The 24861-nt window shown below is 71.2% G+C and carries 23 protein-coding genes and 1 riboswitch; of the genes, 15 read left to right on the forward strand and 8 right to left on the reverse strand.

The window, feature by feature from the left end:
* Positions 1-7 precede the first annotated feature (7 nt).
* Together B2363_RS14900 and B2363_RS14905 are read right to left on the reverse strand one after the other, a co-directional pair.
* Positions 8-679 carry a uracil-DNA glycosylase gene (locus B2363_RS14900; RefSeq protein WP_286931110.1) on the reverse strand — a complete coding sequence of 224 codons (672 nt, stop codon included), beginning with the start codon at positions 677-679 and terminating at the stop codon, positions 8-10.
* Complete coding sequence (locus tag B2363_RS14905) at positions 676-1821, reverse strand: MFS transporter (RefSeq protein ID WP_286931111.1); 1146 nt, start codon at positions 1819-1821, stop codon at positions 676-678. Before B2363_RS14905 ends, B2363_RS14900 begins: the two co-directional genes overlap by 4 nt.
* 52 nt (positions 1822-1873) lie before the next feature.
* On the opposite strand from B2363_RS14905, the gene B2363_RS14910 reads away from it, so the two are divergent.
* On the forward strand, positions 1874-3124 hold the full coding sequence (locus B2363_RS14910; protein ID WP_181752944.1) for an MFS transporter: 1251 nt from the start codon (positions 1874-1876) through the stop codon (positions 3122-3124).
* Position 3125: 1 nt separating this feature from the next.
* Here B2363_RS14910 and B2363_RS14915 read toward each other — a convergent pair whose 3' ends face one another.
* The 4 genes from B2363_RS14915 to B2363_RS14930 are packed head-to-tail and all read right to left on the reverse strand — an operon-like array spanning position 3126 to position 7839.
* Entirely contained in the window at positions 3126-3713 is a 588-nt protein-coding gene (locus B2363_RS14915) for a GNAT family N-acetyltransferase (protein ID WP_181752942.1), read from the reverse strand.
* Positions 3713-5122: a pyridoxal phosphate-dependent decarboxylase family protein gene (locus B2363_RS14920; protein WP_286931112.1), complete on the reverse strand. Its 1410-nt coding sequence runs from the start codon at positions 5120-5122 to the stop codon at positions 3713-3715. The genes B2363_RS14915 and B2363_RS14920 overlap by 1 nt, the downstream gene beginning before the upstream one ends.
* A complete protein-coding gene (locus B2363_RS14925) occupies positions 5112-6425 on the reverse strand; it encodes an MFS transporter (RefSeq protein WP_286931114.1) in 1314 nt (437 codons plus the stop codon). The genes B2363_RS14920 and B2363_RS14925 overlap by 11 nt, the downstream gene beginning before the upstream one ends.
* Entirely contained in the window at positions 6415-7839 is a 1425-nt protein-coding gene (locus B2363_RS14930) for an alpha,alpha-trehalose-phosphate synthase (UDP-forming) (RefSeq protein ID WP_286931115.1), read from the reverse strand. The genes B2363_RS14925 and B2363_RS14930 overlap by 11 nt, the downstream gene beginning before the upstream one ends.
* A 111-nt stretch (positions 7840-7950) precedes the next feature.
* Between B2363_RS14930 and B2363_RS14935 the strand changes: the two genes are divergently transcribed.
* From B2363_RS14935 to B2363_RS14975, 9 genes are all read left to right on the forward strand, one after another.
* Complete coding sequence (locus tag B2363_RS14935; RefSeq protein ID WP_078699991.1) at positions 7951-8241, forward strand: DUF3263 domain-containing protein; 291 nt, start codon at positions 7951-7953, stop codon at positions 8239-8241.
* A 1-nt stretch (position 8242) separates the two neighbouring features.
* On the forward strand, positions 8243-8809 hold the full coding sequence (locus B2363_RS14940; RefSeq protein WP_181752934.1) for a LytR C-terminal domain-containing protein: 567 nt from the start codon (positions 8243-8245) through the stop codon (positions 8807-8809).
* A gap of 30 nt (positions 8810-8839) precedes the next feature.
* Positions 8840-9613, forward strand: a complete 774-nt coding sequence (otsB, locus tag B2363_RS14945; protein ID WP_286931117.1) for a trehalose-phosphatase — start codon at positions 8840-8842, stop codon at positions 9611-9613.
* 68 nt (positions 9614-9681) lie between these two features.
* Positions 9682-9794: riboswitch (SAM riboswitch) on the forward strand.
* Positions 9795-9802: 8 nt separating this feature from the next.
* Positions 9803-11068, forward strand: a complete 1266-nt coding sequence (gene thrC, locus B2363_RS14950) for a threonine synthase (RefSeq protein WP_376785979.1) — start codon at positions 9803-9805, stop codon at positions 11066-11068.
* 32 nt (positions 11069-11100) lie between these two features.
* Positions 11101-11379 carry a ubiquitin-like small modifier protein 1 gene (locus B2363_RS14955; RefSeq protein ID WP_181752928.1) on the forward strand — a complete coding sequence of 93 codons (279 nt, stop codon included), beginning with the start codon at positions 11101-11103 and terminating at the stop codon, positions 11377-11379.
* A gap of 99 nt (positions 11380-11478) precedes the next feature.
* Positions 11479-11682, forward strand: a complete 204-nt coding sequence (locus tag B2363_RS14960) for a cold-shock protein (protein ID WP_181752926.1) — start codon at positions 11479-11481, stop codon at positions 11680-11682.
* Positions 11683-11786: 104 nt separating this feature from the next.
* The gene (groL, locus tag B2363_RS14965) at positions 11787-13424 is read left to right on the forward strand and encodes a chaperonin GroEL (RefSeq protein ID WP_181752924.1); all 1638 of its coding nucleotides are present in this window, start codon (positions 11787-11789) and stop codon (positions 13422-13424) included.
* Positions 13425-13492: 68 nt separating this feature from the next.
* Positions 13493-14242 (forward strand): acyltransferase, encoded by a 750-nt coding sequence (locus B2363_RS14970; protein WP_181752922.1) that lies wholly within the window; start codon positions 13493-13495, stop codon positions 14240-14242.
* A 402-nt stretch (positions 14243-14644) separates the two neighbouring features.
* Positions 14645-16093, forward strand: coding sequence for a sugar transferase (locus B2363_RS14975; protein WP_181752920.1), 1449 nt, complete (start codon positions 14645-14647; stop codon positions 16091-16093).
* A gap of 78 nt (positions 16094-16171) precedes the next feature.
* On the opposite strand, the gene cysN is transcribed toward B2363_RS14975, so the two are convergent.
* Positions 16172-17416: a sulfate adenylyltransferase subunit CysN gene (cysN, locus tag B2363_RS14980; protein WP_181752918.1), complete on the reverse strand. Its 1245-nt coding sequence runs from the start codon at positions 17414-17416 to the stop codon at positions 16172-16174.
* A complete protein-coding gene (gene cysD / locus B2363_RS14985) occupies positions 17416-18336 on the reverse strand; it encodes a sulfate adenylyltransferase subunit CysD (RefSeq protein WP_286931126.1) in 921 nt (306 codons plus the stop codon). The genes cysN and cysD overlap by 1 nt, the downstream gene beginning before the upstream one ends.
* Before the next feature lie 157 nt (positions 18337-18493).
* On the opposite strand from cysD, the gene cysC reads away from it, so the two are divergent.
* The 5 genes from cysC (at position 18494) to B2363_RS15010 (ending at position 24858) form a co-directional block, all read left to right on the forward strand.
* Entirely contained in the window at positions 18494-19684 is a 1191-nt protein-coding gene (gene cysC / locus B2363_RS14990) for an adenylyl-sulfate kinase (protein ID WP_286931128.1), read from the forward strand.
* 57 nt (positions 19685-19741) lie between these two features.
* Entirely contained in the window at positions 19742-21040 is a 1299-nt protein-coding gene (locus tag B2363_RS14995; RefSeq protein ID WP_286931130.1) for a GAF domain-containing protein, read from the forward strand.
* Between the two features lie 94 nt (positions 21041-21134).
* Positions 21135-22658, forward strand: coding sequence for an aldehyde dehydrogenase family protein (locus B2363_RS15000; RefSeq protein WP_286931132.1), 1524 nt, complete (start codon positions 21135-21137; stop codon positions 22656-22658).
* Between the two features lie 5 nt (positions 22659-22663).
* Entirely contained in the window at positions 22664-23104 is a 441-nt protein-coding gene (locus B2363_RS15005; protein WP_181752911.1) for a DUF779 domain-containing protein, read from the forward strand.
* Positions 23105-23253: 149 nt separating this feature from the next.
* Complete coding sequence (locus tag B2363_RS15010) at positions 23254-24858, forward strand: AMP-binding protein (protein ID WP_181752909.1); 1605 nt, start codon at positions 23254-23256, stop codon at positions 24856-24858.
* Positions 24859-24861 lie beyond the last annotated feature (3 nt).

Below are 24861 nucleotides of genomic sequence, written 5' to 3' on the forward strand. Positions count from 1 at the left end.
CACAACCCTATCCGTGCAGTTCCCAATCCACCGGCTCCGCGCCCTGGGCGACCAGGGCCGCGTCGGCCCGGCTGAAGGGGCGCGAGCCGAAGAACCCGCGCGACGCCGACAGCGGACTGGGATGGGCGGACTCGATCCGGGGCACGTCGGCGAGGCGCGGCGCCAGCGACTGGGCGTCGCGGCCCCACAAGATCGCGACGAGCGGGCCGCCGCGCTCGACGAGAGCGGCGATCGCGCGGTCGGTGACCGCCTCCCACCCGCGGCCGCGGTGGCTGGCCGCCTCGCCGGGTCGCACGGTGAGGCAGCGGTTGAGCAGCATGACGCCCCGGTCGGCCCACGCCGACAGGTCGCCGTGCGGTGCGGGCGCGATGCCGAGGTCGGCCTCGAGCTCGCGGTAGATGTTGACCAGGCTCCGCGGCAGCGGTCGCACGTCCGGACGGACCGAGAACGACAGGCCCATCGGATGGCCCGGAGTGGGGTAGGGGTCCTGACCCGTGACGAGCACCCGCACCTGCGCCAGGGGAGTGCGGAAGGCGCGGAAGATCGCGTCCGGCTCGGGCAGGTAGGAGCGGCCGGCGGCGATCTCGGCGCGCAGGAAGTCGCCCATCTCCGCGATCTGCGGCGCGACGGGCTCCATCGCCTCGGCCCAGTCCGGGGCCATCAGGTGCTCGAGGCTCACTCGGGCTTCCTGAGGGCGGTGGGGGCGAGCGCGCTGGCGACCAGGCACAGCGCGAGGGGGACCAGGAAGGCCGTCGTGAGCGGGACCCAGTGGGTCAGCAGCCCGATGATCGAGGGTCCGCTGAGCAGTGCCACGTAGCCCATGCCGGTGACCCGGGCGATGATCGCCGCGCCGTGGCGAGGATCCACGTTGCCCGCCGCGCTGAAGAACTGGGGCACGCACCCGGCGAGGCCGATGCCCACCACGGCCCAGCCGAGGATGGCGACCGCCGGCGTGGGCGCCACGATCGCGATGCCGAGGCCGACCGCCCCGAGGATCGACGCCCAGCGCACGAACGGGCCCGGCCCCGTGACGACGACGATGCGGTCCACCAGGAGCCGGGTCACGAACATCGTCGCGCTGAAGGCGCCGTAGGCCACCGCGGCCACGGCCTCGGTCGTGCCGAGCTCGTCGCGCAGGTGGACGGTGCTCCAGTCGTAGGCCACGCCCTCGGCGAGCATCAGCGCGAACGCGAGCGCGCCGAGGAGCACGATCCGGGCGGTCCACGGCGGCCGCGCGAGACCCTCCTCGCGGTCCTGCACGTCGTGGTCGAGCAGGTGCGGCCGCACGAGGGCGACGAGCACGAGTCCGAGCACCGCGAACACCAGGAAGTCCAGGGGCACGGGCCACCCCAGCGCCAGCATCGTGCCGCCGAGGGCCGAGGCGATGAAGCCGCCTGCCGAGAACCAGGCGTGGAACGAGGACATCACGGGCCGGCCGTACGCCCGCTCGACGGTGACCGCCTGGGCGTTCTGGGCCACGTCGACGACACCGTTGGTGGCGCCGAGGAGGCCCAGCGCGGCGGCCAGCGTCCACACGTCGGTCGCGAGCCCCGGCAGCGGCAGGGACAGGCACATGAGCACCAGGGCGACCGTGACGGCGCGCGCGCTGCCGGTGCGGTCGACGAAGAAGCCGGCGGCCTGCATGCCCAGCCACGCGCAGGCGCCCATCCACAGCAGCAGCGTGCCGAGGGTGGCGGCTGAGATCCCGGTCCGGTCCATGACCACGGGGATGTGCACGATCCAGGCCCCGAGCAGGAAGCCGTTGGAGAACAGGAGGGTGGACGTGGCCACGCGTGCCCGCCCGATCGTCGCTTCCACCACGGCACGAGTGTAGGAGGGCTCCGGTGGGGCCGACCGGTAGCATGGGCGGGTTGTGTCTTCTGCCATCGCCGACTACCGCCGCCTCTGGGGCGCAGCTGGATTCTCCTTCGTCGCGGTGGCGTTCCTGGGGCGCATCCCGCTCGCGATGAGCCAGATGGGCGTACTGCTGCTCGTGGCCCAGTCCACCGGCAAGTACGGCATCGCCGGTGCCACCGCGGGCGCGCTCGCTGTCGCCAGCGCGATCGGCTCGCCGTTCTTCGGTGCCGCCGCCGACCGCGTCGGCCAGCGCCCCGTGGTGCTCACGCAGTCGATCCTCGGGTCGATCGGTCTCGTCGCGATCGTCGTCTGCTCCGACCGGGGCGTCTCCTCGGGCGCCCTCATCGCGGTCGCGGCAGTCACCGGCCTCGTGATGCCGCAGGTCGGGCCGCTGGCCCGCGTACGGTGGCGTCCGGTGCTGGCCAAGCGGGTCGACGAGGGTCGCATCCGCCAGTCCGAGGTGAACCGCTTCGTCGACCTGGCCTTCTCCTACGAGGGCGCGGGGGACGAGGCGTCCTTCGTGCTCGGCCCGGCGCTCGTCGGCATCCTCGGCGTGCTGGTCGGGGCCGACGGAGCGCTGCTGGCCGCCGCCGTGCTGCTCCTCGTCTTCGGCTCGTGGTTCGCCGTGCACCGCACCGCGGCGCTCGTGCCCCGCGGGAGCGAGCACGCGCCCACGCACGGTGTGAAGCTGTGGACCGCCGCGTTCATCGTGCTGGCGTTCGCCGTCTACCTCATGGGCACGTTCTTCGGCAGCATCCAGGCCGGCTCCACGGTCCTGGCCACCCAGCAGGGTCATCCTGACGTGGCCGGCCTCATCCACGCGGTCCTCGGCGTCGGCAGCATGATCGCGGCGCTGTCGCTCGCGGCCGTCCCGGTCAGCGTCCTCTACGCCACCCGCATGCTGTGGGCGTCCGGCGCGATGGTCGCGCTCTCCCTGCCGCTGCTGCTCGTGCAGACGATCCCGCAGGTCGTCGCCGTGATCGCCGTGCTGGGCTTCGCGGTGGCGCCCTACCTGATCAGCGCGTTCGCGCTGGCCGGCCTCATCGTGCCACCCGCGCGGATCGGCACGGCCATGACGTTCATGGCCGGCGCCACCGGACTGGGCTACGCCACCGGCGCGTCGCTCGCGGGACGTGCCGCCGACGGTGCGTTCGGTCCGTCGGGGCCCACGCCGGCCTTCGCCGTCACAATCGGCGCGATGGTCGTGGCGTTCGTGGTCTCGGTCGCCACCCAGCGCATCCTGCGCAACGCCCGCATCGTCTCCTGAGTCAGCGCCGCAGCGCGGCGGTCAGCCGGTCGCGGGCCTGCGGCCACTCGTCGTCGAGCATCGAGAACGTCACGGTGTCGCGCCACGACCCGTCGTCGCGCGGCTTGTGCTTGCGCAGCACGCCCTCGCGCTGGGCCCCGAGGCGGGTGATCGCCGCCTGCGAGCGCTCGTTGCGGATGTCGGTGTGCCACACGACGCGGACGCAGCCGAGGTCGTCGAAGGCGCGGGTGAGCAGCAGCAGCTTCGCCTCGGTGTTCAGGCCGTTGCGCCAGAAGCGGCGACCGATCCAGGTGTGGCCGATCGCCACCGTGCGCAGCTCGTCGTCGACGTCGTAGAAGCACGTCATCCCGGCCACCTCGCCGCTGCGCAGGTCGACCTGCGCCCACGGGACCAGCGACGGGTTGGCCAGGGTGCGCTCGATCCGCGCGGCGGCCACCTCGGGCGTCATGACGTCCCACCCGCGCAGGTGCTCGAAGACGGCGGGGTCGTCGCCGGCCCCGGCGAGGCCGGCGGCGTGCTCGGGACCGAGCGGCTCAAGGCGCACCAGCGTGCCGCTCAGCGTGACGGGCGTCCTCCAGGAATCGGTCATCAGCGGGTCAGCCGGTCGAGGAAGGCGATCATCAGCGCCTCGCGGACGCGCGGGGGAGCGACGTCGACCAGTGCGTTGACGGGGCCGAGGCGCTCGGGGACCGCCACCTGACCGCCCTCACCGGCGAGACCCGCCAGGGCGAGCAGGCCGTCGAACGCCTCGTCGTCGAGCGTGTCCGGGTCCAGGCCGGCCGCGGCCTCGGCCAGCAGCGGGTCGATCCGGATCGGGCCGGAGGCGGCCGCGGCTGCGACGGACTCGCGCAGGGCCTCCAGGAACTCGGGCACGGACGCGGCGGTGGCCGCCGAGATCGTCAGGTGCAGGTTCGCGGGCTCGTCGCCAAAGCGCATCTGCGGCTGGACGAACCAGCCACGGTCGAGCATCAGGTCGCTGATCGTGAACACGTCGACGGCGTCGTCGGTGCCCACCACGACGAGCGAGGTGTCGGGACGCTCCACGAGGTGCAGGTGGTCGATCGCCTCGATGCCCTCGGCTAGCCGCCGCGTGCCGTCGAGCGTGCGCCGGACGAGGTCGCGGTAGCCGTCGTCGCCAATCAGCTGCACCACGGCCCACGCGGCCGCGAGGGGCCCGCCCGACTTCGTGGACTGGGTCGTCGAGTTCAGCATCGTGTAGCCCGGCCAGTCGGCGTGCGCGAAGAACTGGGGGCGGCGCAGGGCGGCGTCGGCGTGCAGCAGCAGCGACACCCCCTTGGGCGTGTAGGCGTACTTGTGGAGGTCCACCGAGATGCTGGTGACGCCCGGCACGGCGAAGTCCCAGGCCGGGGCGTCCGGCGTCCACGGCAGGATCCAGCCGCCGATGCACGCGTCCACGTGGAACCGCAGGCCGCGTTCGCGGGTGACGGCGGCGAGGTCCTCGACGGGGTCGATCACGCCGTGGGCGTACGACGGCGTGGAGGCCGCCACCAGCACGACGCGGTCGCCGAGCCGGTCGATCGTCGCGGCCATCGCGGCGACGTCGGCGCGATGGCCCGGGCCCACGGGCACGGTCACGAGCTCGACGCCGAAGTAGTGCGCCGCCTTCGCGAACGCGGCGTGGATCGTGGTGGGCACCACCAGGGCCGGACGCTCGACCCCGGCCGCGTCGCGGGCGGTCTGCACGGCCAGCAGGATCGACTCGGTGCCCCCCGACGTGACGGTGCCGACCACCTCGTCACCGCCGTGCAGCGCCGACCGGGCGAAGCCGACGAGGTCGGACTCCATCGAGAGCAGACTCGGGAACGCCGTCGGGTCGAGACCGTTCGTGGCGGCGTACATCGCGATGGCCTGCCGGGCGACCTCGTCGGCCTCCTCGAGCCCGGAGTCGTAGACGTAGGCCAGGGTCCTGCCGCCGTGCGTGGGCAGGTCGCCCTGCCGTCGGGCGGCGAGCTCGGCGAGGATCTGGTCAGGTGACATCGAGGCTCCTGAGGCGGTCGTCGAGGCGGTAGCCGCGCAGCAGCACGAGGCTGAGCGCGGCCAGTGCGGCGGGCAGCACCGAGAACCCGAGGGCGATCGCGAGGCGTGCGCTGTCGGGCTGGGTCACCGTGACGTCGCCGGTGGACGACACGTAGCCGCCCGCGGTGAGCACGAGCGCGAAGATCCCGGGCCCGAGGGCCAGTCCCAGCGTCTCGCCGGCGGTCCACACGCCCGTGAAGACGCCGATGCGGTTCGAGCCGCTGCGCTGCGCGTCGTCGGCGGCGACGTCGGGCAGCATCGCCATGGGGAACACCTGGGCGCCGGCGTAGCCGATGCCCACGAGGGCGGCCGCGACGTAGGTCAGGCCCGTCCACCCGGCGTGGGCCGTCAGCAGGGCGGCCATGCCGACCACGAGGAATCCGGTGGCCAGGCCGTACCCCGACCGCTTGCCCCGCGTGGCGGCGTAGCGCTCCCACAGCGGCGTGACGAGCAGCGCCGGACCCACGAAGGCCACGAAGAGGAACGTGTTCGCGGCGGCGCTGTCGAGCAGGTCGTCGGCGACGTAGGCGACGCCGGCGAGCACCGTGCCGATGGCCGCCGCCTGCACGACGAAGGTCAGCAGGACCGCACGGAAGTCGGGGTTGGCGGCCACGAGCCGCAGTTGGTCGGCGAGGGTGCCGGCGGCGGTCTGGGTGGGGTGCTCGGGCGCGCCACGGGTGCCCCACCACGACCCGAGGACGCCGAGTGCGATGAGCACGCCCACGTAGACGCCCATCGCGGCGTGACCGAGCTGGTCGGCCACGATCGGCGCGGTGGCGCCCGACAGCAGGATCGCCAGCGCCAGCACCACCACGCGCCACGTCATGAGCCGCGTGCGCTCGGCGTAGTCCAGCGTCAGCTCGGCCGGCATCGCGACGTAGGGGACCTGGAAGAACGCGTACGCGCTGGCGCAGCCCAGGAACGCCACGGCCACCCACGCGGCGGCCAGCGCGCTCGGCTCGGAGGGGCCGGCGAACATCACGGCGAACAGCACCGCGAGGGTGAGGCCGGCGCGCACGAGGAAGGGCCGGCGGCGGCCCGAGGGATGGGTCGAGCGGTCGCTGATCCGCCCCGCGATCGGGTTGAGGACCACGTCCCACGCCTTCGGTGCGAAGACCAGAACCCCGGCCAGTGCCGCGCCGATGCCGATCTCGTCGGTCAGGTAGGGCAGCAGCAGGAGCCCGGGGACGGTGCCGAACGTCCCGGTCGCGACGCTGCCGAGTGCGTACCCGCGGCGGACCCGGGCGGGAAGCTCAGCCGTCACCGTCGGACGGCCCGATGTCGCGCACGGCCGCGAGCTCGGCCAGGAAGGTGTTGGCCCAGCGCTCGATGTCGTTCTCCATGACCTGCTTGCGCAGGGCGCGCATCCGCTTGCGCAGGTCGACCGGGTTGGCCTGCATCGCGCCGAGCAGCGCGTCCTTCATGCCGTTGATGTCGTGCGGGTTGACCTGGAACGCCTGCTTGAGCTCTCCGGCGGCACCGGCGAATTCGCTGAGCACGAGCGCACCGCGGTCGTCCCAGCGCGTGGCGATGTACTCCTTGGCCACGAGGTTCATGCCGTCGCGCAGGGGAGTGACGACCATGACGTCGGCGGCCCGGTACATCGCGGCCATCTCCTCGCGCGGGAACGACGCGTGCAGGTACTGCACCGGCTGCTGGCCGATGCGCCCCATGTCGCCGTTGATGCGCCCGACGAGGCGGTTGATGTCGTCGCGCAGGACCCGGTACTGGTGCACGCGCTCGCGAGACGGGGTGGCCACCTGGACGAAGACGGCGTCGTCCACGTCGATGACGCCGTCGCTGACGAGCTCGCCGAAGGCGCGCAGCCGCTGCGGCAGTCCCTTGGTGTAGTCGAGGCGGTCGATGCCGATGAGCACGTGGCGCGGATTGCCCAGGCTGTCGCGGATCTCCTGGGCGCGGGCCGTGACCTCGGGGGTGCGCGAGAGCTGCTCGAAGCCGCGGGCGTCGATCGAGATCGGGTAGGCCCGGGCGAGCACCTTGCGCCCGTCGGGCAGGAACACCGTGTCGCGCACCGTGCGGTGGCCGACGCGCTGGCGCACGAGACGGGCGAAGTTCTGCGCGCCGCCGGGCATCTGGAAGCCGACGAGGTCGGCGCCGAGCAGCCCCTCGAGGATCTGGCGCCGCCACGGCAGCTGCTGGAACAGCTCGGTGGGCGGGAAGGGGATGTGGAGGAAGAACCCGATGAGCAGGTCGGGACGCAGCTCTCGCAGCATCTGCGGCACCAGCTGGAGCTGGTAGTCCTGCACCCAGACCACGGCGCCCGGCGCGGCGAGCGTGGCGGCCTTCTCGGCGAAGCGGCGGTTCACCGTGACGTAGGAGTCCCACCACTCGCGGTGGTACTCCGGGGTGACGACGACGTCGTGGTAGAGCGGCCAGAGCGTGCCGTTGGAGAAGCCCTCGTAGTACTCCTCGACCTCCGCCTCCGACAGCGGCACGGGCACGAGGCGCAGTCCGTCGTGCTCGAACTCGTCGAGGTCCTCCTCGGCGGCGCCGTGCCAGCCGATCCACGCGCCGCCGCGCAGCTTCATGACGGGCTCGAGCGCGGTGACCAGTCCGCCGGGCGACGTGCGCCAGGAGATCTCGCCGTCGGCGTCGATCAGGCGGTCCACCGGCAGCCGGTTGGCGATCACGAGGAAGTCAGCTTGCTCCGGCGCCATGGGGCCACCCTAGGGGAGAACGGTGGCCTCCGCCCCGGAGCGGGCGTCCGGGTCCGCCCGATTCTCGCGGGGGAATGACAACCGTGTGATTCCGCCGGTACGATCAGGGGCATGGCAGCGGTGGAGAGTCACGACCAGGTGGTCAGCGCGGGCGCATTGTCCGACCGCGACCGCGAGATGCTCGAGCTCGAACGCCTGTGGTGGAAGTACGCCGGGGCCAAGGAGCAGGCGATCCGCGACAAGTTCGACATGACCTCGACGCGGTACTACCAGATCCTCAACGCGCTGATCGACTCCGAGGACGCCCTCGCGCACGACCCACTGCTGGTCAAGCGCCTGCGCCGCCTCCGCTCGCAGCGCCAGCGTCAGCGCCAGGCGCGACGCACCGGCTCCGATCGCTGAAGTGGACCAGCCTCCCCTCGAACCGCGTGACGACCGGCGTGACCCCGAACGGCGCGGCGCGGCCTGGACCGTGATCGTGCTGCCCGCGGTGTGGCTCGTCCTGGGCGTCGCCGGCGGGTGGGCCATCATCGAGGCCGTCCGCGACGACGAGGCGCCCGCGCGGTCCGCCGAGCGCACCACGACCGGCCCCACGCCCACCGCGAAGGCCACGGCGAAGAAGTCGGCCAAGCCGAAGCCGAAGAAGTCGGCGACGCCTAAGACGGAGCCGACGACGGAGCCCACCACCGAGCCCACGGCGACGCGCTCGATCGGCGTCTCGGTCTACAACCAGATCGGCATCGGCGGTCTCGCGGGGCGTGTGGCCGGCCAGGCGCAGGCGGCCGGGTGGACGATCGGGGCGATCGCCGACTGGCGCGGCAACGTGCCGCAGGACACGATCTACTTCCCGGCGGGCCGCCAGGGCGAGGCGGCGCTGCTCGGCGCCGACCTGGCGATCTCCCGTCTCATGCCCGCCACCGCGGGCATGTCCGGAACCAACCTCACGGTCGTGCTGGCCAGCCCCCGCTGAGTCCTCGTGCCCCCGCGCCATACTTTTCCCATGACCGACCCGGGGCGCACGCTGCTCGCGCTCGACTTCGACGGCACGCTCGCACCCATCGTCCAGGACCCCGCATCGGCCTGGATCCATCCCGACTCGCTGGCCGCCCTGCGCCGTTTGGGTCCGGTGCTCCGTGAGCTGACGATCATCACCGGCCGCCCCGTGGACCAGGTGCGGCGGCTCGGCCGCTTCGAGGACGGGCCGGGGCTCGACCGCATGGTGGTGTGTGGTCAGTACGGGGCCGAGCGCTGGGACGCCGCGAGCGGCGAGGTGCGCCAGCCGCACCGCCCCCAGGCGGTCTCCGACCTCGCCGCGCGGCTGCCGCAGTGGCTCGTGGAGCACGACGCGTCCCGGATCCGGATCGAGGACAAGGGGCTCGCGATCGCGCTGCACACGCGCGGCGTCGCGCCGGGCCTGCTGGACGAGCTGCGTCCCCAGATCGAGGCGCTGGCGGCCGAGGTCGGACTGCACCTCGAGCCGGGCCGCCAGGTGATCGAGCTGCGCTCCGCCGGCACCGACAAGGGTCAGACCCTGCGTCGCGTGGTCGGCCGCGTCGAGCCCGGTGCCGTGATCTACGCCGGCGACGACCTCGGTGACCTGCCGGCCTTCGAGGAGGGCATCGCCCTGCGCGAGCAGGGGATGGACGTCACGCTCGTGTGCTCGGCCTCCGACGAGCAGGACGCGCTGCTCGCGCTGGCCGACGTGGTGCTCGACGGCCCCGACGCCGTGGCCGCGTGGCTCGGCGATCTCGCCGACCGGTTCGCGCCCGCCTGACCCTCCGTTTGCCGTCTCGTCATCCGGACGGAGTGGACGTATCGTGAGACGGCCATTTAGTCTGAAGCCACTCATCCCGAGGGGCAGAGGGACACGGCCCGACGAAGCCCCAGCAACCAGCCGATCACCGGCCAGGTGCTAATTCCGTCCGCGGTCGAACGTCGACCCGGAGAGATGAATGGAGTCTTCGTGAGCGTCACGACCCCCGAGACCACCACCCTCCGCGAGGGTGCCTTCGGCCCCGCCACCGCCCTGAAGTGCCGCGAGTGCGGCGCCACGCGCGAGCTCGGTCCCCACTACGCCTGTTACGAGTGCTTCGGTCCGCTGGAGATCGCCTACGACTTCGGCGCGGTGACGCGCGAGCAGATCGAGGCGGGCCCGGCCAACATCTGGCGCTACAAGGCCCTGCTGCCGGTCCCCGACGACATCGAGAGCAGCCCGAACCTCGAGCCCGGCTTCACCCGGCTGCTCGACGCCCGCAACCTCGCCGCCGAGCTCGGCCTGGCGAAGCTGTGGGTCAAGGACGACAGCACCAACCCCACCAACTCCTTCAAGGACCGCGTCGTCGCGTGCGCGCTGAGCGCGGCCCGCGAGTTCGGCAGCAAGGTCTTCGCGTGCCCCTCCACCGGCAACCTCGCCAACGCGGTCGCCGCGGCCGGCGCGCGGGCCGGCATCCGCACGGTCGTGTTCATCCCGAGCAACCTCGAGACGCCCAAGCAGGTGAACTCGGCGATCTTCACCGAGAACCTCGTCGCGGTCGACGGCAACTACGACGACGTCAACAAGCTGGCCAGCGAGATCGCCGGCGAGGAGGACGGCTGGGCGTTCGTCAACGTGAACGTGCGCCCCTTCTACGCCGAGGGCTCCAAGACGCTCGGGTACGAGATCGCCGAGCAGCTCGGCTGGCGCCTGCCCGACCAGATCGTCATCCCCGTCGCCTCCGGCTCGCAGCTGACCAAGGTGCACAAGGCGTTCGGCGAGCTCATCGCGCTCGGCCTGGTCGAGGACAAGCCCTACCGGGTGTTCGGCGCGCAGGCCACGGGCTGCAACCCCGTCGCCACGGCGTACAAGGACGGCGTCGACGCGATCCGGCCCGTGCGGCCCGACACGATCGCCAAGTCGCTCGCGATCGGCAACCCGGCCGACGGCATCTACGTGCTCGACATCGCCCGCTCCACCGGCGGCGGCGTCGAGGAGGTCGACGACGACCAGATCCGCGACGGCATCGTGCTGCTGGCGCGCACCGAGGGCATCTTCACCGAGACCGCGGGCGGCACGACCGTCGCCGTGCTGAAGAAGCTCGTCGAGACCGGTCAGCTCGACCCCGAGCTGGAGACCGTGGTGATCAACACCGGTCACGGCCTCAAGACGCTCGACGCCGTCGCCGGATCCGTCGGCGCCCGCGCCACCATCGCCCCCACCTACGACGCCTTCACCGCGGCCGGCATCGCCTGAGCCGTCCGACCGAACCACCCGAGGAGACCCCCATGGCCGTGTCCGTCCGCATCCCCACGATCCTGCGCAGCTACACGAACGACGAGTCCCAGGTCAGCGCCGAGGGCGACCGCCTCAGCGACGTGCTGGAGTCGCTCGAGACGACCTACCCCGGCATCCGGGCGCGCATCGTCGATGAGGACGGCAAGCTGCGCCGCTTCGTGAACGTCTACGTGGCGGAGGAGGATGTCCGCTTCGCCGACGGCCTCGACACCCGGACCCCCGACGGCACCCAGATCTCGGTCATCCCGGCCGTTGCCGGCGGCTGCTGAGTCCCTCCCCGGCAATCCCGCGTAGGAGGATCGGGGCTGCTGCCGATACGCTGGCTCTGGTCCGGCCGCGGGCCTTTCCGCGCAGAACAAGGTGGTCTCATGGTGCATGGCACCGTCAAGTGGTTCAACTCCGACAAGGGTTACGGCTTCATCGCCGTCGAGGGCCAGGACGACGTCTTCGTCCACTGGTCCAAGATCGCGATCAACGGGTTCAAGACCCTCGAGGACGGCCAGAACGTCGAGCTGGAGGTCGTCGACGGCCCCAAGGGACGTGAGGCCGAGAACGTGCAGCCCCTGCACTAGCGCTTCGGGCGACCTCGGGTGCGGGGTCGCTTGAACGGTGGGGATTAGCACTCGTATAGTGAGAGTGCTAGTTCCACTTCTACTTATGTCGGAGACACGCACCCATGGCCAAGTCCATCGCATTCAACGAAGAAGCCCGGCGCGGGCTCGAGCGGGGCATGAACCAGCTCGCCGACGCCGTCAAGGTCACCCTCGGCCCCAAGGGCCGGAACGTCGTCCTGGAGAAGAAGTGGGGAGCCCCCACGATCACGAACGACGGCGTCTCCATCGCCAAGGAGATCGAGCTCGAGGATCCCTACGAGAAGATCGGTGCCGAGCTCGTCAAGGAGGTCGCCAAGAAGACCGACGACGTCGCGGGTGACGGCACCACCACCGCCACCGTCCTGGCCCAGGCGCTCGTGCGCGAGGGTCTGCGCAACGTCGCCGCCGGCGCCAACCCGATGGGCCTGAAGAAGGGCATCGAGATCGCCGTCGAGGCCATCAGCGAGCAGCTGCTCGCCATGGCGAAGGACGTCGAGACCAAGGAGCAGATCGCCTCCACCGCCTCCATCTCCGCCGCTGACACCACGGTCGGCGAGATCATCGCCGAGGCGATGGACAAGGTCGGCAAGGAAGGCGTCATCACCGTCGAGGAGTCGAACACGTTCGGCCTCGACCTCGAGCTGACCGAGGGCATGCGCTTCGACAAGGGTCACCTGTCGGGCTACATGGTCACCGACCCCGAGCGCATGGAGACCGTGCTCGAGGATCCGTACATCCTGATCGTCAACAGCAAGATCACCACCGTCAAGGACATGGTCCCGGTGCTGGAGAAGGTCATGCAGACCGGCAAGCCGCTGGCCATCATCGCCGAGGACGTCGAGGGCGAGGCGCTGGCCACCCTCATCGTCAACAAGCTGAAGGGCACCTTCAAGTCCGTCGCCATCAAGGCGCCCGGCTTCGGTGACCGTCGCAAGGCGATGCTGACCGACATCGCGATCCTCACCGGTGGCGAGGTCATCAGCGAGGAGGTCGGCCTCAAGCTCGAGAACGCCGACCTGACGCTGCTCGGCACCGCGCGCAAGGTCGTCACGACCAAGGACGAGACCACCATCGTCGAGGGTGGCGGCGACGAGGCCCAGATCCAGGGCCGCGTGGCGCAGATCAAGGCCGAGATCGAGAACAGCGACTCGGACTACGACCGCGAGAAGCTCCAGGAGCGCCTCGCCAAGCTGGCCGGCGGCGTGGCCGTCATCAAGGTCGGCGCGGCCACCGAGGTCGAGCTCAAGGAGCGCAAGCACCGCATCGAGGACGCCGTCCGCAACGCCAAGGCGGCCGTCGAGGAGGGCATCGTCCCCGGCGGCGGTGTCGCGCTCGTCCAGGCCAGCAAGGCCGCGTTCGAGAAGCTCGAGCTCGAGGGTGACGAGGCCACCGGCGCGAACATCGTCCGCGTCGCCACCTCGGCCCCGCTGAAGCAGATCGCCATCAACGCCGGCCTCGAGGGCGGCGTCGTGGCGGAGAAGGTCGCCAACCTCGAGCAGGGCCAGGGCCTCAACGCGGCCACCGGCGAGTACGTCGACATGATCGCGACCGGCATCATCGATCCGGCCAAGGTCACGCGCTCGGCGCTGCAGAACGCCGCGTCGATCGCCGCGCTGTTCCTGACCACCGAGGCCGTCGTGGCCGACAAGCCGGAGCCCGCGGGCGCGGCCGGCGCGCCCGACATGGGCGACATGGGTGGCATGGGCGGCATGGGCTTCTGATCCCAGCTGTTCCACGGGACCCCGGCACCTCACAGGTGCCGGGGTTCCGTGCGTCCGGGGGTGCGAGGATGTCCGGCGTGACCTCCTGGCTCGACCTGTCCCGGACCGACGACGCGATGACGCCCGACCACCGGGACCGGCTCGTGGCCGCCGGCGTGGACCCCGCCCGCCTCGACGCGCTCGACTGGCGGCGGATGGACGGGCCGCTGCCCTCCTGGTGGAACGACCTCGGCAACGCGCTGTACGCGGCGCCCGGGGCGCGGCTGCCCGACCACGTCGTCGCGGCGCTGACCACCTTCTACTTCCAGGACGCGCTGATCGTGGTCGGTGCGCCGATGGACCACCTGACGTCGCTGCTCGTCGGCGGGAACGAGGCGACCGTCTTCCTCGACGAGCGCGTCGTGCTCACGGCGGGGGAGCTGTACTGCGGTCCGGGCTCCTCGATCGTCCTGCACGGGCCCCTCGTGGCCACCCGGTCGCCCGTCGTCGACGCGCGCAACGGCGGCCGTGTCGTGGCCGCGGGCGACCAGCTGTGGGCGGCCGGGGTCTACATCGCCACCGACGACATGCACCGGCTCGAGGACGCGGTCACGGGGGAGCGGATCAACCCCTTCGGCGCCACGATCCGCATCGGTCACCACGTGTGGCTGTGCCGTGAGTCGGTCGTCTCGGGCCACGTCGAGATCGGCGACCACGTCTGCGTCGGTCTGAGGGCCGTCGTGCGGGGTCAGAAAGTGCCTCCGAACGTGGTGGTGGCGGGGTCACCGGGACGTGTGGTGCGTGAGGGAACCACGTGGTCGTTCGACGACGCCCCATGAGCCCAAAAAATCGCCTCTGATGCTGGAAACTTCAAGTTACCCCTGAGGCTTGTGCGCGAATCGATGCGTTCGCCTGCACGGATCGCGACAAACCGCAGTCTGGGGAAATGTGACGTGCGCTACATGCGGGAATTTGCAGAATGCCCTGACACACGTCCCGGCATGGCCTACTTTCGAGGGGAAAGACAGGGGCATCGCGTCATTCGGTGGCCGTCGGAGGGGGAATCCGGCGGAGGGAGACATCGGGTGCGGGGGAACCGGGCCGGGGGGCTGGCCTACGGGCTTGTATCGGCACCACTCAACGACGCTCTTGGCTGAGTACGCAGACACGACGGCACGTGTGCCGCGGTGAGGCGGAGGGGTCCGCAGCACGTCACCGCAGGTGCGCATTGGGGAGTTGGCATGACTTCAGCGATCGACGGGCGCGATGAAACCGTCCTTCCGCTGCGCCTGGTGGAGCCCATCACCAGCGACCCCGGCACCGGATCACCTTCGGTCCACCGGGAACTCACGGCGATGCCCACGGGGCGTTCGTCACTGGAAGCACTCGTCCGCCAGGGACTCGTCGGGCACCTCGTCGTGCTCGCGGGAACGATCGTCGCCGGCCTCGTCGTCGGCATGGCGCCCGGGGCCCTCACGGCCCTGTCCGCCGGCGTCGTCCTGTGGCTCGGCTTCAGCCTCGCCGCGCTGCCGGCCTACGAGCGGGCGGGTTCGCTGCGTCCGGCCAAGCGACTGATCGCGGTCCTCGCGCTCGGTGCGCTGGCCACCCTCGTCCTGTCCGACGTCGTCTCGGCCGAGCTGCGCGCCGCCGTGGTCGTCCTGAGCGTGACCGCCTCGCTGATCGTGGCCTCCGCGCTCGTGCACCGCACGGCGCTGCGCCGGGTGCCCACGCTGCTGGTGGGTCCCGCCGACGCGGTCAACCGGCTCGCGGCCCGCTGGGAGGACCGTCACGACCTCGTCGTCGTCGGGCGCTGCACGTGGGACTCCACGCAGCCGCTGGGCAGCGCCACGGTGAACTCCGTGGTCCGCGACGTCCCGAAGCTGCTGCGCACCGTCCACGGGGCGCGGGTGGTCATCACGGCCGACCAGGCCCTGGGCGACCCGTCGCTGCGTCACCTCGCGTGGGGCCTGCAGCGGGCCGAGATCGAGTGCCTCGTGCTGACCGACATGAACGACTACGTCGAGTTCGTGCGGCCCACCCGGGTCGGCGACCAGCTGGCGCTGGCCCTGGACCCGCCGAACAGCCACCTCGTGGGCCAGGCGATCAAGGCCTTCTTCGACCGTGCGTTCGCGGTGCTGGCGATCATGTTCGGCGCGCCGCTGATGGCGCTCATCGCGCTGGGCATCCGCCTGGACACGCGGGGGCCGATCATCTACCGGCAGGAGCGCACGGGCAAGGACGGCGTGCCGTTCACGATCTTCAAGTTCCGCACGATGGTGGTGGACGCCGACCAGCGGGTCGAGGACCTGCGTGAGCTCAACGAGGGTGCGGGCCCGTTGTTCAAGATGGCCCAGGACCCCCGGGTCACCCGGGTCGGCCGCATGCTGCGCCAGACGTCGCTCGACGAGCTGCCCCAGCTGTTCAACGTGCTGCTCGGCGACATGGCGCTGGTGGGCCCCCGCCCGGCCATCGAGAGCGAGACGTCGCAGTACAGCCAGTGGGTGTGGCGCCGGCTGCACGTCAAGCCCGGCATGACCGGCCTGTGGCAGGTCAGCGGCCGCTCGAACCTCTCGTGGGACGAGTCGATCCGTCTCGACCTGATGTACGTCAACAACTGGAACCTGCGGATGGACCTGACGATCCTGCTCAAGACCGTCGGCGTGGTCCTCGGTCGCAAGGGCGCCTGGTAGGACACGAGCCCCCCGGCAGAACGGCCGCCGCCCCTCGGGGCGACGGCCGTTCTTGTGCGTGCGGGGCGGGTGCGCCGGTCAGTGCTCGGTGATGGTGCCCGCGCCGACCGTGCGGTTCGTGGCCTCGTCGATGAGGATGAACGACCCCGACTGCCGGTTCCGCTGGTAGGGATCGACCATCAGCGGCTGCGTCGTGCGCAGCACCACGCGACCGATCGCGTTGAGCCCGAGGCTGCCCGGCGCCTGGTTGCGGTGCAGCGTGTTCACGTCGAGCTCGTACTTGATCTCCTTGACCAGCGCGCGGGCCGACCGGGTGGTGTGCTTGATCGCGTACTTGCCGCCGACGGTCATCGCGTCGCTGTCCATCCAGCAGACCATCGCGTCGAGATCCTGCGTGACGACCGGCTGGTTGTTGGGGCGCACGATCATGTCGCCGCGCGACACGTCGACCTCGTCCTCGAGGCGCACGGTGACCGACATCGGCGCGAACGCCTCGGCCAGCTCGCCCTGGGCGGTGTCGATCGCCTTGATCCGGCTGGGCAGCCCGCTGGGCAGCACCAGTACCTCGTCGCCGGGGCGCATGACGCCGCTGACGACCTGGCCCGCGAACGCGCGGTAGTCGCCCTGGCCGTTCTGGGGACGGATGACGTACTGCACCGGGAACCGCACGTCGACGAGGTTGCGGTCGCTCGCGATGTAGACGTTCTCCAGGTGGTGCAGCAGCGACGGCCCCTCGAACCAGTCCATCTCGGCCGAGCGCGAGACGACGTTGTCGCCCGTGAGCGCCGAGAGCGGGATCGTCGTGACGTCGGTGAACTCCAGGCGCGCGGCGAAGTCGACGAACTCGTCGCTGATGCGCTTGTAGACGTCCTCGGACCAGTCGACGAGGTCCATCTTGTTGATCGCCAGCACGACGTGCGGCACGCGCAGCAGCGACACGAGCGTGGCGTGGCGGCGGCTCTGCTCCTGCAGGCCCTTGCGGGCGTCCACGAGGATGATCGCGAGGTCGGCGGTGGAGGCGCCCGTCACCATGTTGCGCGTGTACTGGATGTGCCCGGGCGTGTCCGCGATGATGAACTTGCGCTTCGGCGTCGAGAAGTAGCGGTAGGCCACGTCGATCGTGATGCCCTGCTCGCGCTCGGCGCGCAGGCCGTCGGTGAGCAGCGCCAAGTCGGTGTACTCGTCGCCACGCTGGGCGCTCGTGGCCTCCACGGCCTCGAGCTGGTCGGTGAAGATCGACTTGCTGTCGAACAGCAGCCGGCCGATGAGGGTGCTCTTGCCGTCGTCGACCGAGCCGGCCGTGGCGAATCGCAGGATGTCCATCAGAAGTAGCCCTCCTTCTTGCGATCCTCCATCGCAGCCTCACTGACCTTGTCGTCGCCGCGGGTGGCGCCGCGCTCGGTGATGCGCGTGGCGGCGACCTCGGCCACCACCTCGTCCGGCGTGGTGGCGGTCGAGGGGACCGCCGCGGTCAGGGTGGCGTCGCCGACGGTGCGGTAGCGGACCGACTCGACGAACACCTCCTCGTCGTCGCGCGGCTGGCAGTGCTGGTTGATCGTGAAGTACATGCCGCCGCGCAGGAAGACCTCGCGCTTCTGGGCGTAGTAGATGTCGGGCAGCTCGATGTTCTCGCGGGCGATGTACTGCCAGATGTCCAGCTCGGTCCAGTTCGACAGCGGGAAGCAGCGGATGCTCTCGCCCGGATGGATGCGGCCGTTGTAGAGCGACCACAGCTCGGGGCGCTGGTTCTTGGGGTCCCACTGCCCGAAGTCGTCGCGGAAGGAGAACACGCGCTCCTTGGCGCGGGCCTTCTCCTCGTCGCGCCGGGCGCCGCCGAACAGGGCGCTGAGGCCGTGCTGCTCGGTGGTGCGGATCAGGACGGGCGTCTGGATGCGGTTGCGCGAGCCGTTCGGCTCCTCGCGCACGAAGCCCTCGTCGATCGCGTCCTGGACCGAGCCGACGATCAGCCGGACGCCGAGCTGCTCCACCACGCGGTCGCGGAACTCGAGGACCTCGTCGAAGTTGTGCCCGGTGTCGATGTGCACCACCGGGAACGGAATCGGGCCGGGCGCGAAGGCGCGCACCGCGAGGTTGAGCATCACGACCGAGTCCTTGCCGCCGGAGAACAGCAGGGCGGGCCGCTCGTTCTCCGCGACGAGCTCGCGGATGATGTAGATCGCCTCGGCCTCGAGATGGTCGAGCTGGCTCATGCCGTAGCGACGCGACTCACGCGTGTCGGTCATCGACGTGTTCCTCCCCATGGGGTCGAGCGGTGCTGCGGGGACGCGGCCGCTGGGCATTCTCGTGCGGCCGACAGCAGGCATCGGCTGTGCCACAATCGTCGCCCATGGACCCGTGGCTCCCCGGACGCGACCACTTCGTGGACAGTGCGGGCCCCGGGTGAGCGCCGACGCGGTGCTGCGAGGCCACCAGCTCGACGGGCTCGAGCTGATCCTCGGCGGGTTCCTCGACGCGGTCGACGGCTACTGCCTGCCCGGACGGGTCCCGGCGGACTGGCCGCTGGAGGCCAACCTCGCGGTCCCGGCCGACGCGGCCCGCGAGGCCGTGGCCCAGGGGTCGCTCACCCTGACCGATCCCGACAACACGCCGCTGGCAGTGCTCGTGCTGACCGACACGCGCCCCCGCGACGACGGCACCACGTGGGTGGCGGGCCGGCTGCGGGCCGTGCGGGCCGCCGAGCACCCTCCGGCCCGCGGGTCCCGCCTGGTCGTGCCGGTGAACCTGGGCGACCACGTCGTGGCGCTCTTCGGTGGGCGGGTCGGCGCTGCCGACGTGCTGCGCGCCGTGGACCTCGCGGCGGGCCGCCCGCTCGCCCTGGTCGGCGTCGGCGACGACGCCTGGGCCGGCGACATGGCCCTCATGGAGGAGCTGCGCCGCTGCGCCGAGCAGGTCCCGAACGCCGCGGCCTGGTACCTCCCGGCTCCCGCCGTCAGCGAGACCACGACCTCGCAGGAGGTGCTCGCGATCGCCCTGCGCTCCCTCGGGGTCCGGGACCCGCTGGACTTCCGCAGGCCCGGCGCGAGGGAGGCCCGCGGTGCCGTGCTGCTGCTCACGGGGCTGTCCGGCGCCGGCAAGTCGACCGTGGGGCGTGCCGTGGTGGAGGCGGTCATCGCCCGCGGCCTGGCGCCCGCGGTCCTGCTCGACGGCGACGACGTGCGTCGTGAGCTGTCCGACGGGCTCGGGTTCAGCCGCGAGGACCGCGCCAGGAACCTGACCCGGATCGCGTGGGTCGGTGCCCGGGTGGCCGAGGCCGGCGGCCTGGCCGTGTGCGCCCCCATCGCTCCCTTCGCCTCGGTGCGTCGGGCGATGCGCGAGCGCGTCGAGCCGCGCTCGCAGTTCCTGGTCGTCCACGTGGCCACGCCGCTGGTCGTCGCCGAGGCCCGCGATCGCAAGGGCCTCTACGCCAAGGCGCGCGCCGGCCTCATCCGCGACTTCACCGGGATCGACTCGCCGTACGAGCGCCCCCACGACGCAGACCTCACGATCGACACGTCGCTCATGGGGGTGGGGGAGTGCGTCGAGGCCGTGGTGGGCCTCTTGCGGGAGAGAGGCGTCGTCGCCGGGTCGTGACGGGGGTGGCGGCCGCTCCGTGTGACCTGGTTCACACCCCCCGCTAGGATTCACCCCATGCCGCCGGGGCCCACCGAATCGCCCTTCGCCGTACCGCCGGGAGTCGATCCCGACGCGTTGGCGCGGGCGCTGCACGACGCCCACGACTCCTTCCTGTCCACGGGAGCCGTCGACGGCCCTGTCCGGTCGGTGGTCAGCGAGTCGTGGCGGCGCAGCCTGCTCGGCGGGCTCGACCCCGAGCGCGCCCTCGCGGCGATCACGCTGGACTCCTCCCGGCTGGAGGAGATCCGTCGCGACCACCCGCTGGCCGCCGGGATGCCCGTCGTGCGGCGGCTGCTGGTCGAGAGTGCGGCCGACGCCGGCCTGCTGGTCGCCGTGAGCGACGCCGCGGGCCAGCTGCTGTGGGTCGAGGGGGCGGCGCAGCTGCGCCGGATGGCCGAGGAGATGAACTTCGTTCCGGGCGCCGACTGGAGCGAGGCCAGTGCCGGCACCAACGCCCCGGGCACGGCGCTCGCGCTCGATCGCGCCGTCTCGCTGCTGGGGCCCGAGCACCTCGCCCGTCAGGTCACGCCCTGGAGCTGCTCGGCCGCGCCGGTGCACGACCCCGACACGGGAGCCGTCCTCGGGGTCATCGACCTCACCGGGGGCGCCGAGGTCGCGAGCGCGACGAGCCTGGGACTGGTGCGCGCCACGGCGGCGGCGGTCGAGGCCGAGCTGCGCCTGGAACGGGTCCGCGGCGCGGCGGCGTCACGCACGAGTCCCAGCCCCGGCGCGAGGCGCCCGCGGATCGACGTGCTGGGCGTCCGTGGGGCGCTGCTGCACCACGGGACGACCACCACCCGGCTCAGCGCCCGCCACAGTGAGATCGCGCTGCTCGTGGCCGCGGCCGACCGCGGCCTGACCACCGCCGAGCTGGCGGTCGCGCTCAGCGACGACGAGCTGCCCGAGGTGACGATCCGCGCCGAGCTGTCCCGGCTGCGTCAGGTCCTCGGCGGCGTGCGCCTGGAGTCGCGGCCGTATCGGTTCGCCGGGGCGGTGGACACCGATGCCCAGCGGATCCGCGACGACCTCGCCGCCGGTCGGCTGCGCCAGGCCGTCGCGCGCTACCGCGGGCCGATCCTGCCCGACTCGCAGGCGCCCGCGGTGGTGGCGGCCCGCGACGACCTGCACCAGCTGGTGCGCTCGCACCTGCTCGTCTGCGACGACCCCGACGCGCTGCTCCCGTTCGCCGACACCGGGCACGGCCGTGACGACTTCGAGGTCTGGGAGCGCATCGCCCGCGTCCTGCCCGAGTCCTCACCCCGTTTCGCGCAGGTCGCCGACCACCTCGAGCGGCTCGACGCCGAGCTCGGCTGACCGGACGTACGTTCACGCAACGTTGCGCTGCCTACCGTCGGGCCATGCGGTGTGAGCCCCCTCACATCCGTCCCCCGACGAAGGAGTCATCACTATGGCCGTCTACGCAGCGCCCGGCACCGAGGGCAGCGTCGTCTCCTACAAGCCGCGCTACGACCACTGGATCGGCGGCGAGTACGTCGCCCCTGCCAAGGGCCAGTACTTCGAGAACGTCTCCCCGGTCAACGGCCAGGTGTTCTGCGAGGTCGCCCGAGGAACCGCCGAGGACATCGAGGCCGCGCTGGACGCCGCCCACGCGGCCGCGCCGGCATGGGGCAAGACGTCCACGACCGAGCGGGCGATCATCCTCAACAAGATCGCCGACCGCATCGAGGAGAACCTCGAGATGCTGGCCGTCGGCGAGACCTGGGACAACGGCAAGCCCGTCCGCGAGACGATGGCCGCCGACCTGCCGCTCGCGGTGGACCACTTCCGGTACTTCGCCGGCTGCATCCGCGCCCAGGAGGGCTCGATCAGCCAGATCGACGAGGACACGGTCGCGTACCACTTCCACGAGCCGCTCGGCGTCGTCGGCCAGATCATCCCGTGGAACTTCCCGCTGCTGATGGCCGTGTGGAAGCTCGCTCCGGCGCTCGCGGCCGGCAACGCGATCGTCCTCAAGCCCGCCGAGCAGACGCCGGCGTCCATCATGCTGCTGATGGAGCTGATCGCCGACCTGCTTCCCCCGGGCGTCCTCAACGTGGTCAACGGCTTCGGTGCCGAGGCCGGCGCCCCGCTGGCGGCCAGCAGCCGCATCCGCAAGATCGCGTTCACCGGCGAGACGACCACGGGCCGGCTCATCATGCAGAACGCGGCGCAGAACCTCATCCCCGTCACCCTCGAGCTGGGCGGCAAGAGCCCGAACATCTTCTTCGAGGACGTCGCGAGCGCGGACGACGCGTTCTACGACAAGGCGCTCGAGGGATTCACGATGTTCGCCCTCAACCAGGGCGAGGTCTGCACGTGCCCCAGCCGCGCGCTCGTCCAGAACTCGATCCTCGAGCAGTTCCTGCCCGCAGCGACCGAGCGCACCAAGGCGATCAAGCAGGGCAACCCGCTGGACACCGAGACGATGATCGGCGCGCAGGCGAGCAACGACCAGCTCGAGAAGATCCTGTCCTATATCCAGATCGGCGTGGAGGAGGGAGCCCGCATCATCACCGGCGGCGAGCGCGTCGACCTCGGCGGCGACCTGTCGGGCGGCTACTACGTGGCGCCGACGATCTTCCAGGGCCACAACAAGATGCGCATCTTCCAGGAGGAGATCTTCGGCCCGGTCGTCTCGGTGACCGGCTTCGACGACTTCGACGACGCGATGGGCATCGCCAACGACACCCTCTACGGTCTCGGCGCCGGCGTGTGGAGCCGCGACACCAGCACCGCCTACCGCGCGGGCCGGACGATCGAGGCCGGCCGCGTCTGGACGAACTGCTACCACCAGTACCCCGCGCACGCGGCGTTCGGCGGCTACAAGAACTCCGGGATCGGGCGCGAGAACCACCGCCAGATGCTCGACCACTACCAGCAGACGAAGAACCTCCTCGTCAGCTACTCGCCCAACGCTCTCGGCTTCTTCTGATCCCCATGGAGACCGAGATGTCACCCGAGCCCGTCGGGTCCTCCCTCCCGACGGCCCGGGTGGCCGTGACCCCGGAGGCGGCGGAGCTGCTCCGCCGCCTCCGGGCCGATCACGACCAGCCGTTGATGTTCCACCAGTCCGGCGGCTGCTGCGACGGGTCGGCGCCGATGTGCTACACCCAGGGCACGCTGCTGATCGGTGGTGCCGACGTGCTCCTGGGCGAGCTGGACGCGGGCACGCCCGAGCCGATCCCGGTGTGGATCTCGGCGGCGCAGTTCGCCTACTGGTCGCACACCCACATCACGATCGACGTCGTTCCCGGCCGCGGTGCCGGCTTCTCGATCGAGGGGCCGACGGGGCACCGCTTCATCATCCGGTCACGGGTGTTCACCGAGGGCGAGACGTCCCGGATGGTGCCGGTGGTCCGAGGTGATGCGACGGCCTGACACCAGCCCTCGCGGGGGACCCGACGGGACCATGAACGACCACCCGTTCGAGGCATCTTCCCCACTGGCCCCACGGGGCACACCGCTCCCACGACGAGAGCATGAGGAAACCCTCAGATGCACGGAATCTGACTGTTACGCTCTCCCGCATGGGTGACTTGGGTTACAAACTGAAGGTTCTGCGCCGCATTGGCGTCATCAAGGCGCTGCCGCCGCACAAGCTGATCGGTGCCGCGCGCGTGCTCAAGAAGTGGGGTCCGGGGCTGCCGTCCGGCATCAACGCCGCGGCCAAGCGCTACCCCAAGCAGATCGCGATCATCGACGACGCCGGCGAGATCACCTACGAGGACCTCGTCACGCAGGTCAACCAGTTCACCGAGGTGCTGCGCGAGCGCGGCATCGAGCCCGGTGACTCGGTCGCGGTCCTGTCGCGCAACCACCGCTACCTCGTCATCGCCCTCATCGCCGTCGTGCAGCTCGGCGGCCGCGTCCTGCTGCTCAACACGATGTCCAGCCGCGCCCAGCTGACCGACCTGGCCGAGCGCGAGGGCGCCGAGCTGCTCATCCTCGACCAGGAGTTCCTGCCTCTGGTCGAGGACGTCCGGCGCAGCCGCCTCATGCTGGCCTGGGCTGATGCCGACGCACCCTCGGACCTGCCCTCGATCGAGTCCTCCACGGTCGGCAAGCCGTCGGGCGACCAGCCCGTCCCCTCGCGTCACGGCGAGATGATCATCTTCACCTCCGGCACGACGGGCCTGCCCAAGGGCGCGAAGCGCAAGGAGCCCGAGGACCTCAAGCCGCTGCTGGCGTACTTCGGCGCGATCCCGTACCAGAGCAACTCGGTCGTCTCGATCGCCGCGCCGCTGTTCCACTCGTGGGGCCTGATCAACCTGGGCTTCGGCCTGTCGACGTGCCCCACGTTCGTCCTGCGCCGCAAGTTCATCCCCGAGCAGACCCTGCGCGACATCGAGAAGTACAAGGTCCGCGTCCTCGTGGTCGTGCCCCTCATGCTCCAGCGCATGGTCAAGGCCGACCCGCGGGTGGTCAAGGAGACCGACGTGTCCAGCCTGCAGATCACCGCCTCCAGCGGCTCGGCCCTGGCCGGCGACCTGGCGCTGCACTTCATGGACATGTACACCGACTCGATCTACAACTTCTACGGTGCCACCGAGACCAGCTGGATCACGATCGCCGACCCGAAGGACCTGCGCGCCGCGCCGGGCACCGCGGGCCGGGTCCCGTGGCGCACGACGGTCAAGATCCTCGACCACGACGGCAACGAGGTGCCCCAGGGCGACATCGGCGTCATCCACGTGGTCAACGACATGCCGTTCGGCGGCTACACCGACGGCCGCAACAAGTCGTTCCACTCGGGCCTGATGGACTCGGGCGACCTCGGCTACTTCGACGAGGAGGGTCGCCTCTTCGTCGCCGGCCGCGACGACGACATGATCATCTCCGGCGGTGAGAACGTCTTCCCGCGCGAGCTCGAGGACTGCCTCGTCGAGCACCCCGAGGTGGCCGACGTGGTCGTCACCGGCATCGCCGACCCCGAGTGGGGTCAGCGCCTGGCCGCCTACGTGGTGCGCAAGGAGGGCAGCGACGTCAGCGCCGACGAGCTGGTCGAATTCGCCAAGGACAACGTCGCCCGCTCCGCGGTGCCGCGCGGTGTCATGTTCCTCGACACCCTGCCGCGCAACCCCACGGGCAAGGTCATGAAGCGGCAGCTGCCCGCCTTCGAGACCACCGCCTGACCC

It is taken from the genome of Aeromicrobium sp. UBA7512 (assembly GCF_002476985.1).
Taxonomy (GTDB): Bacteria; Actinomycetota; Actinomycetes; order Propionibacteriales; family Nocardioidaceae; genus Aeromicrobium; species Aeromicrobium phoceense.

What these genes read in the sequence shown, in the direction of transcription:
- B2363_RS14995 (WP_286931130.1), top strand. Translation starts at nt 19,742, where the DNA reads ATGCCGCCGGGGCCCACCGAATCGCCCTTCGCCGTACCGCCGGGAGTC.
- B2363_RS14930 (WP_286931115.1), bottom strand. Translation starts at nt 7,839, where the DNA reads ATGGCGCCGGAGCAAGCTGACTTCCTCGTGATCGCCAACCGGCTGCCG.
- B2363_RS14920 (WP_286931112.1), bottom strand. Translation starts at nt 5,122, where the DNA reads ATGTCACCTGACCAGATCCTCGCCGAGCTCGCCGCCCGACGGCAGGGC.
- B2363_RS14955 (WP_181752928.1), top strand. Translation starts at nt 11,101, where the DNA reads ATGGCCGTGTCCGTCCGCATCCCCACGATCCTGCGCAGCTACACGAAC.
- B2363_RS15010 (WP_181752909.1), top strand. Translation starts at nt 23,254, where the DNA reads ATGGGTGACTTGGGTTACAAACTGAAGGTTCTGCGCCGCATTGGCGTC.
- B2363_RS14975 (WP_181752920.1), top strand. Translation starts at nt 14,645, where the DNA reads ATGACTTCAGCGATCGACGGGCGCGATGAAACCGTCCTTCCGCTGCGC.
- cysD (WP_286931126.1), bottom strand. Translation starts at nt 18,336, where the DNA reads ATGACCGACACGCGTGAGTCGCGTCGCTACGGCATGAGCCAGCTCGAC.
- otsB (WP_286931117.1), top strand. Translation starts at nt 8,840, where the DNA reads ATGACCGACCCGGGGCGCACGCTGCTCGCGCTCGACTTCGACGGCACG.
- B2363_RS14935 (WP_078699991.1), top strand. Translation starts at nt 7,951, where the DNA reads ATGGCAGCGGTGGAGAGTCACGACCAGGTGGTCAGCGCGGGCGCATTG.
- cysN (WP_181752918.1), bottom strand. Translation starts at nt 17,416, where the DNA reads ATGGACATCCTGCGATTCGCCACGGCCGGCTCGGTCGACGACGGCAAG.
- B2363_RS15005 (WP_181752911.1), top strand. Translation starts at nt 22,664, where the DNA reads ATGGAGACCGAGATGTCACCCGAGCCCGTCGGGTCCTCCCTCCCGACG.
- B2363_RS14970 (WP_181752922.1), top strand. Translation starts at nt 13,493, where the DNA reads ATGTCCGGCGTGACCTCCTGGCTCGACCTGTCCCGGACCGACGACGCG.
- B2363_RS14960 (WP_181752926.1), top strand. Translation starts at nt 11,479, where the DNA reads ATGGTGCATGGCACCGTCAAGTGGTTCAACTCCGACAAGGGTTACGGC.
- B2363_RS14915 (WP_181752942.1), bottom strand. Translation starts at nt 3,713, where the DNA reads ATGACCGATTCCTGGAGGACGCCCGTCACGCTGAGCGGCACGCTGGTG.
- B2363_RS15000 (WP_286931132.1), top strand. Translation starts at nt 21,135, where the DNA reads ATGGCCGTCTACGCAGCGCCCGGCACCGAGGGCAGCGTCGTCTCCTAC.
- groL (WP_181752924.1), top strand. Translation starts at nt 11,787, where the DNA reads ATGGCCAAGTCCATCGCATTCAACGAAGAAGCCCGGCGCGGGCTCGAG.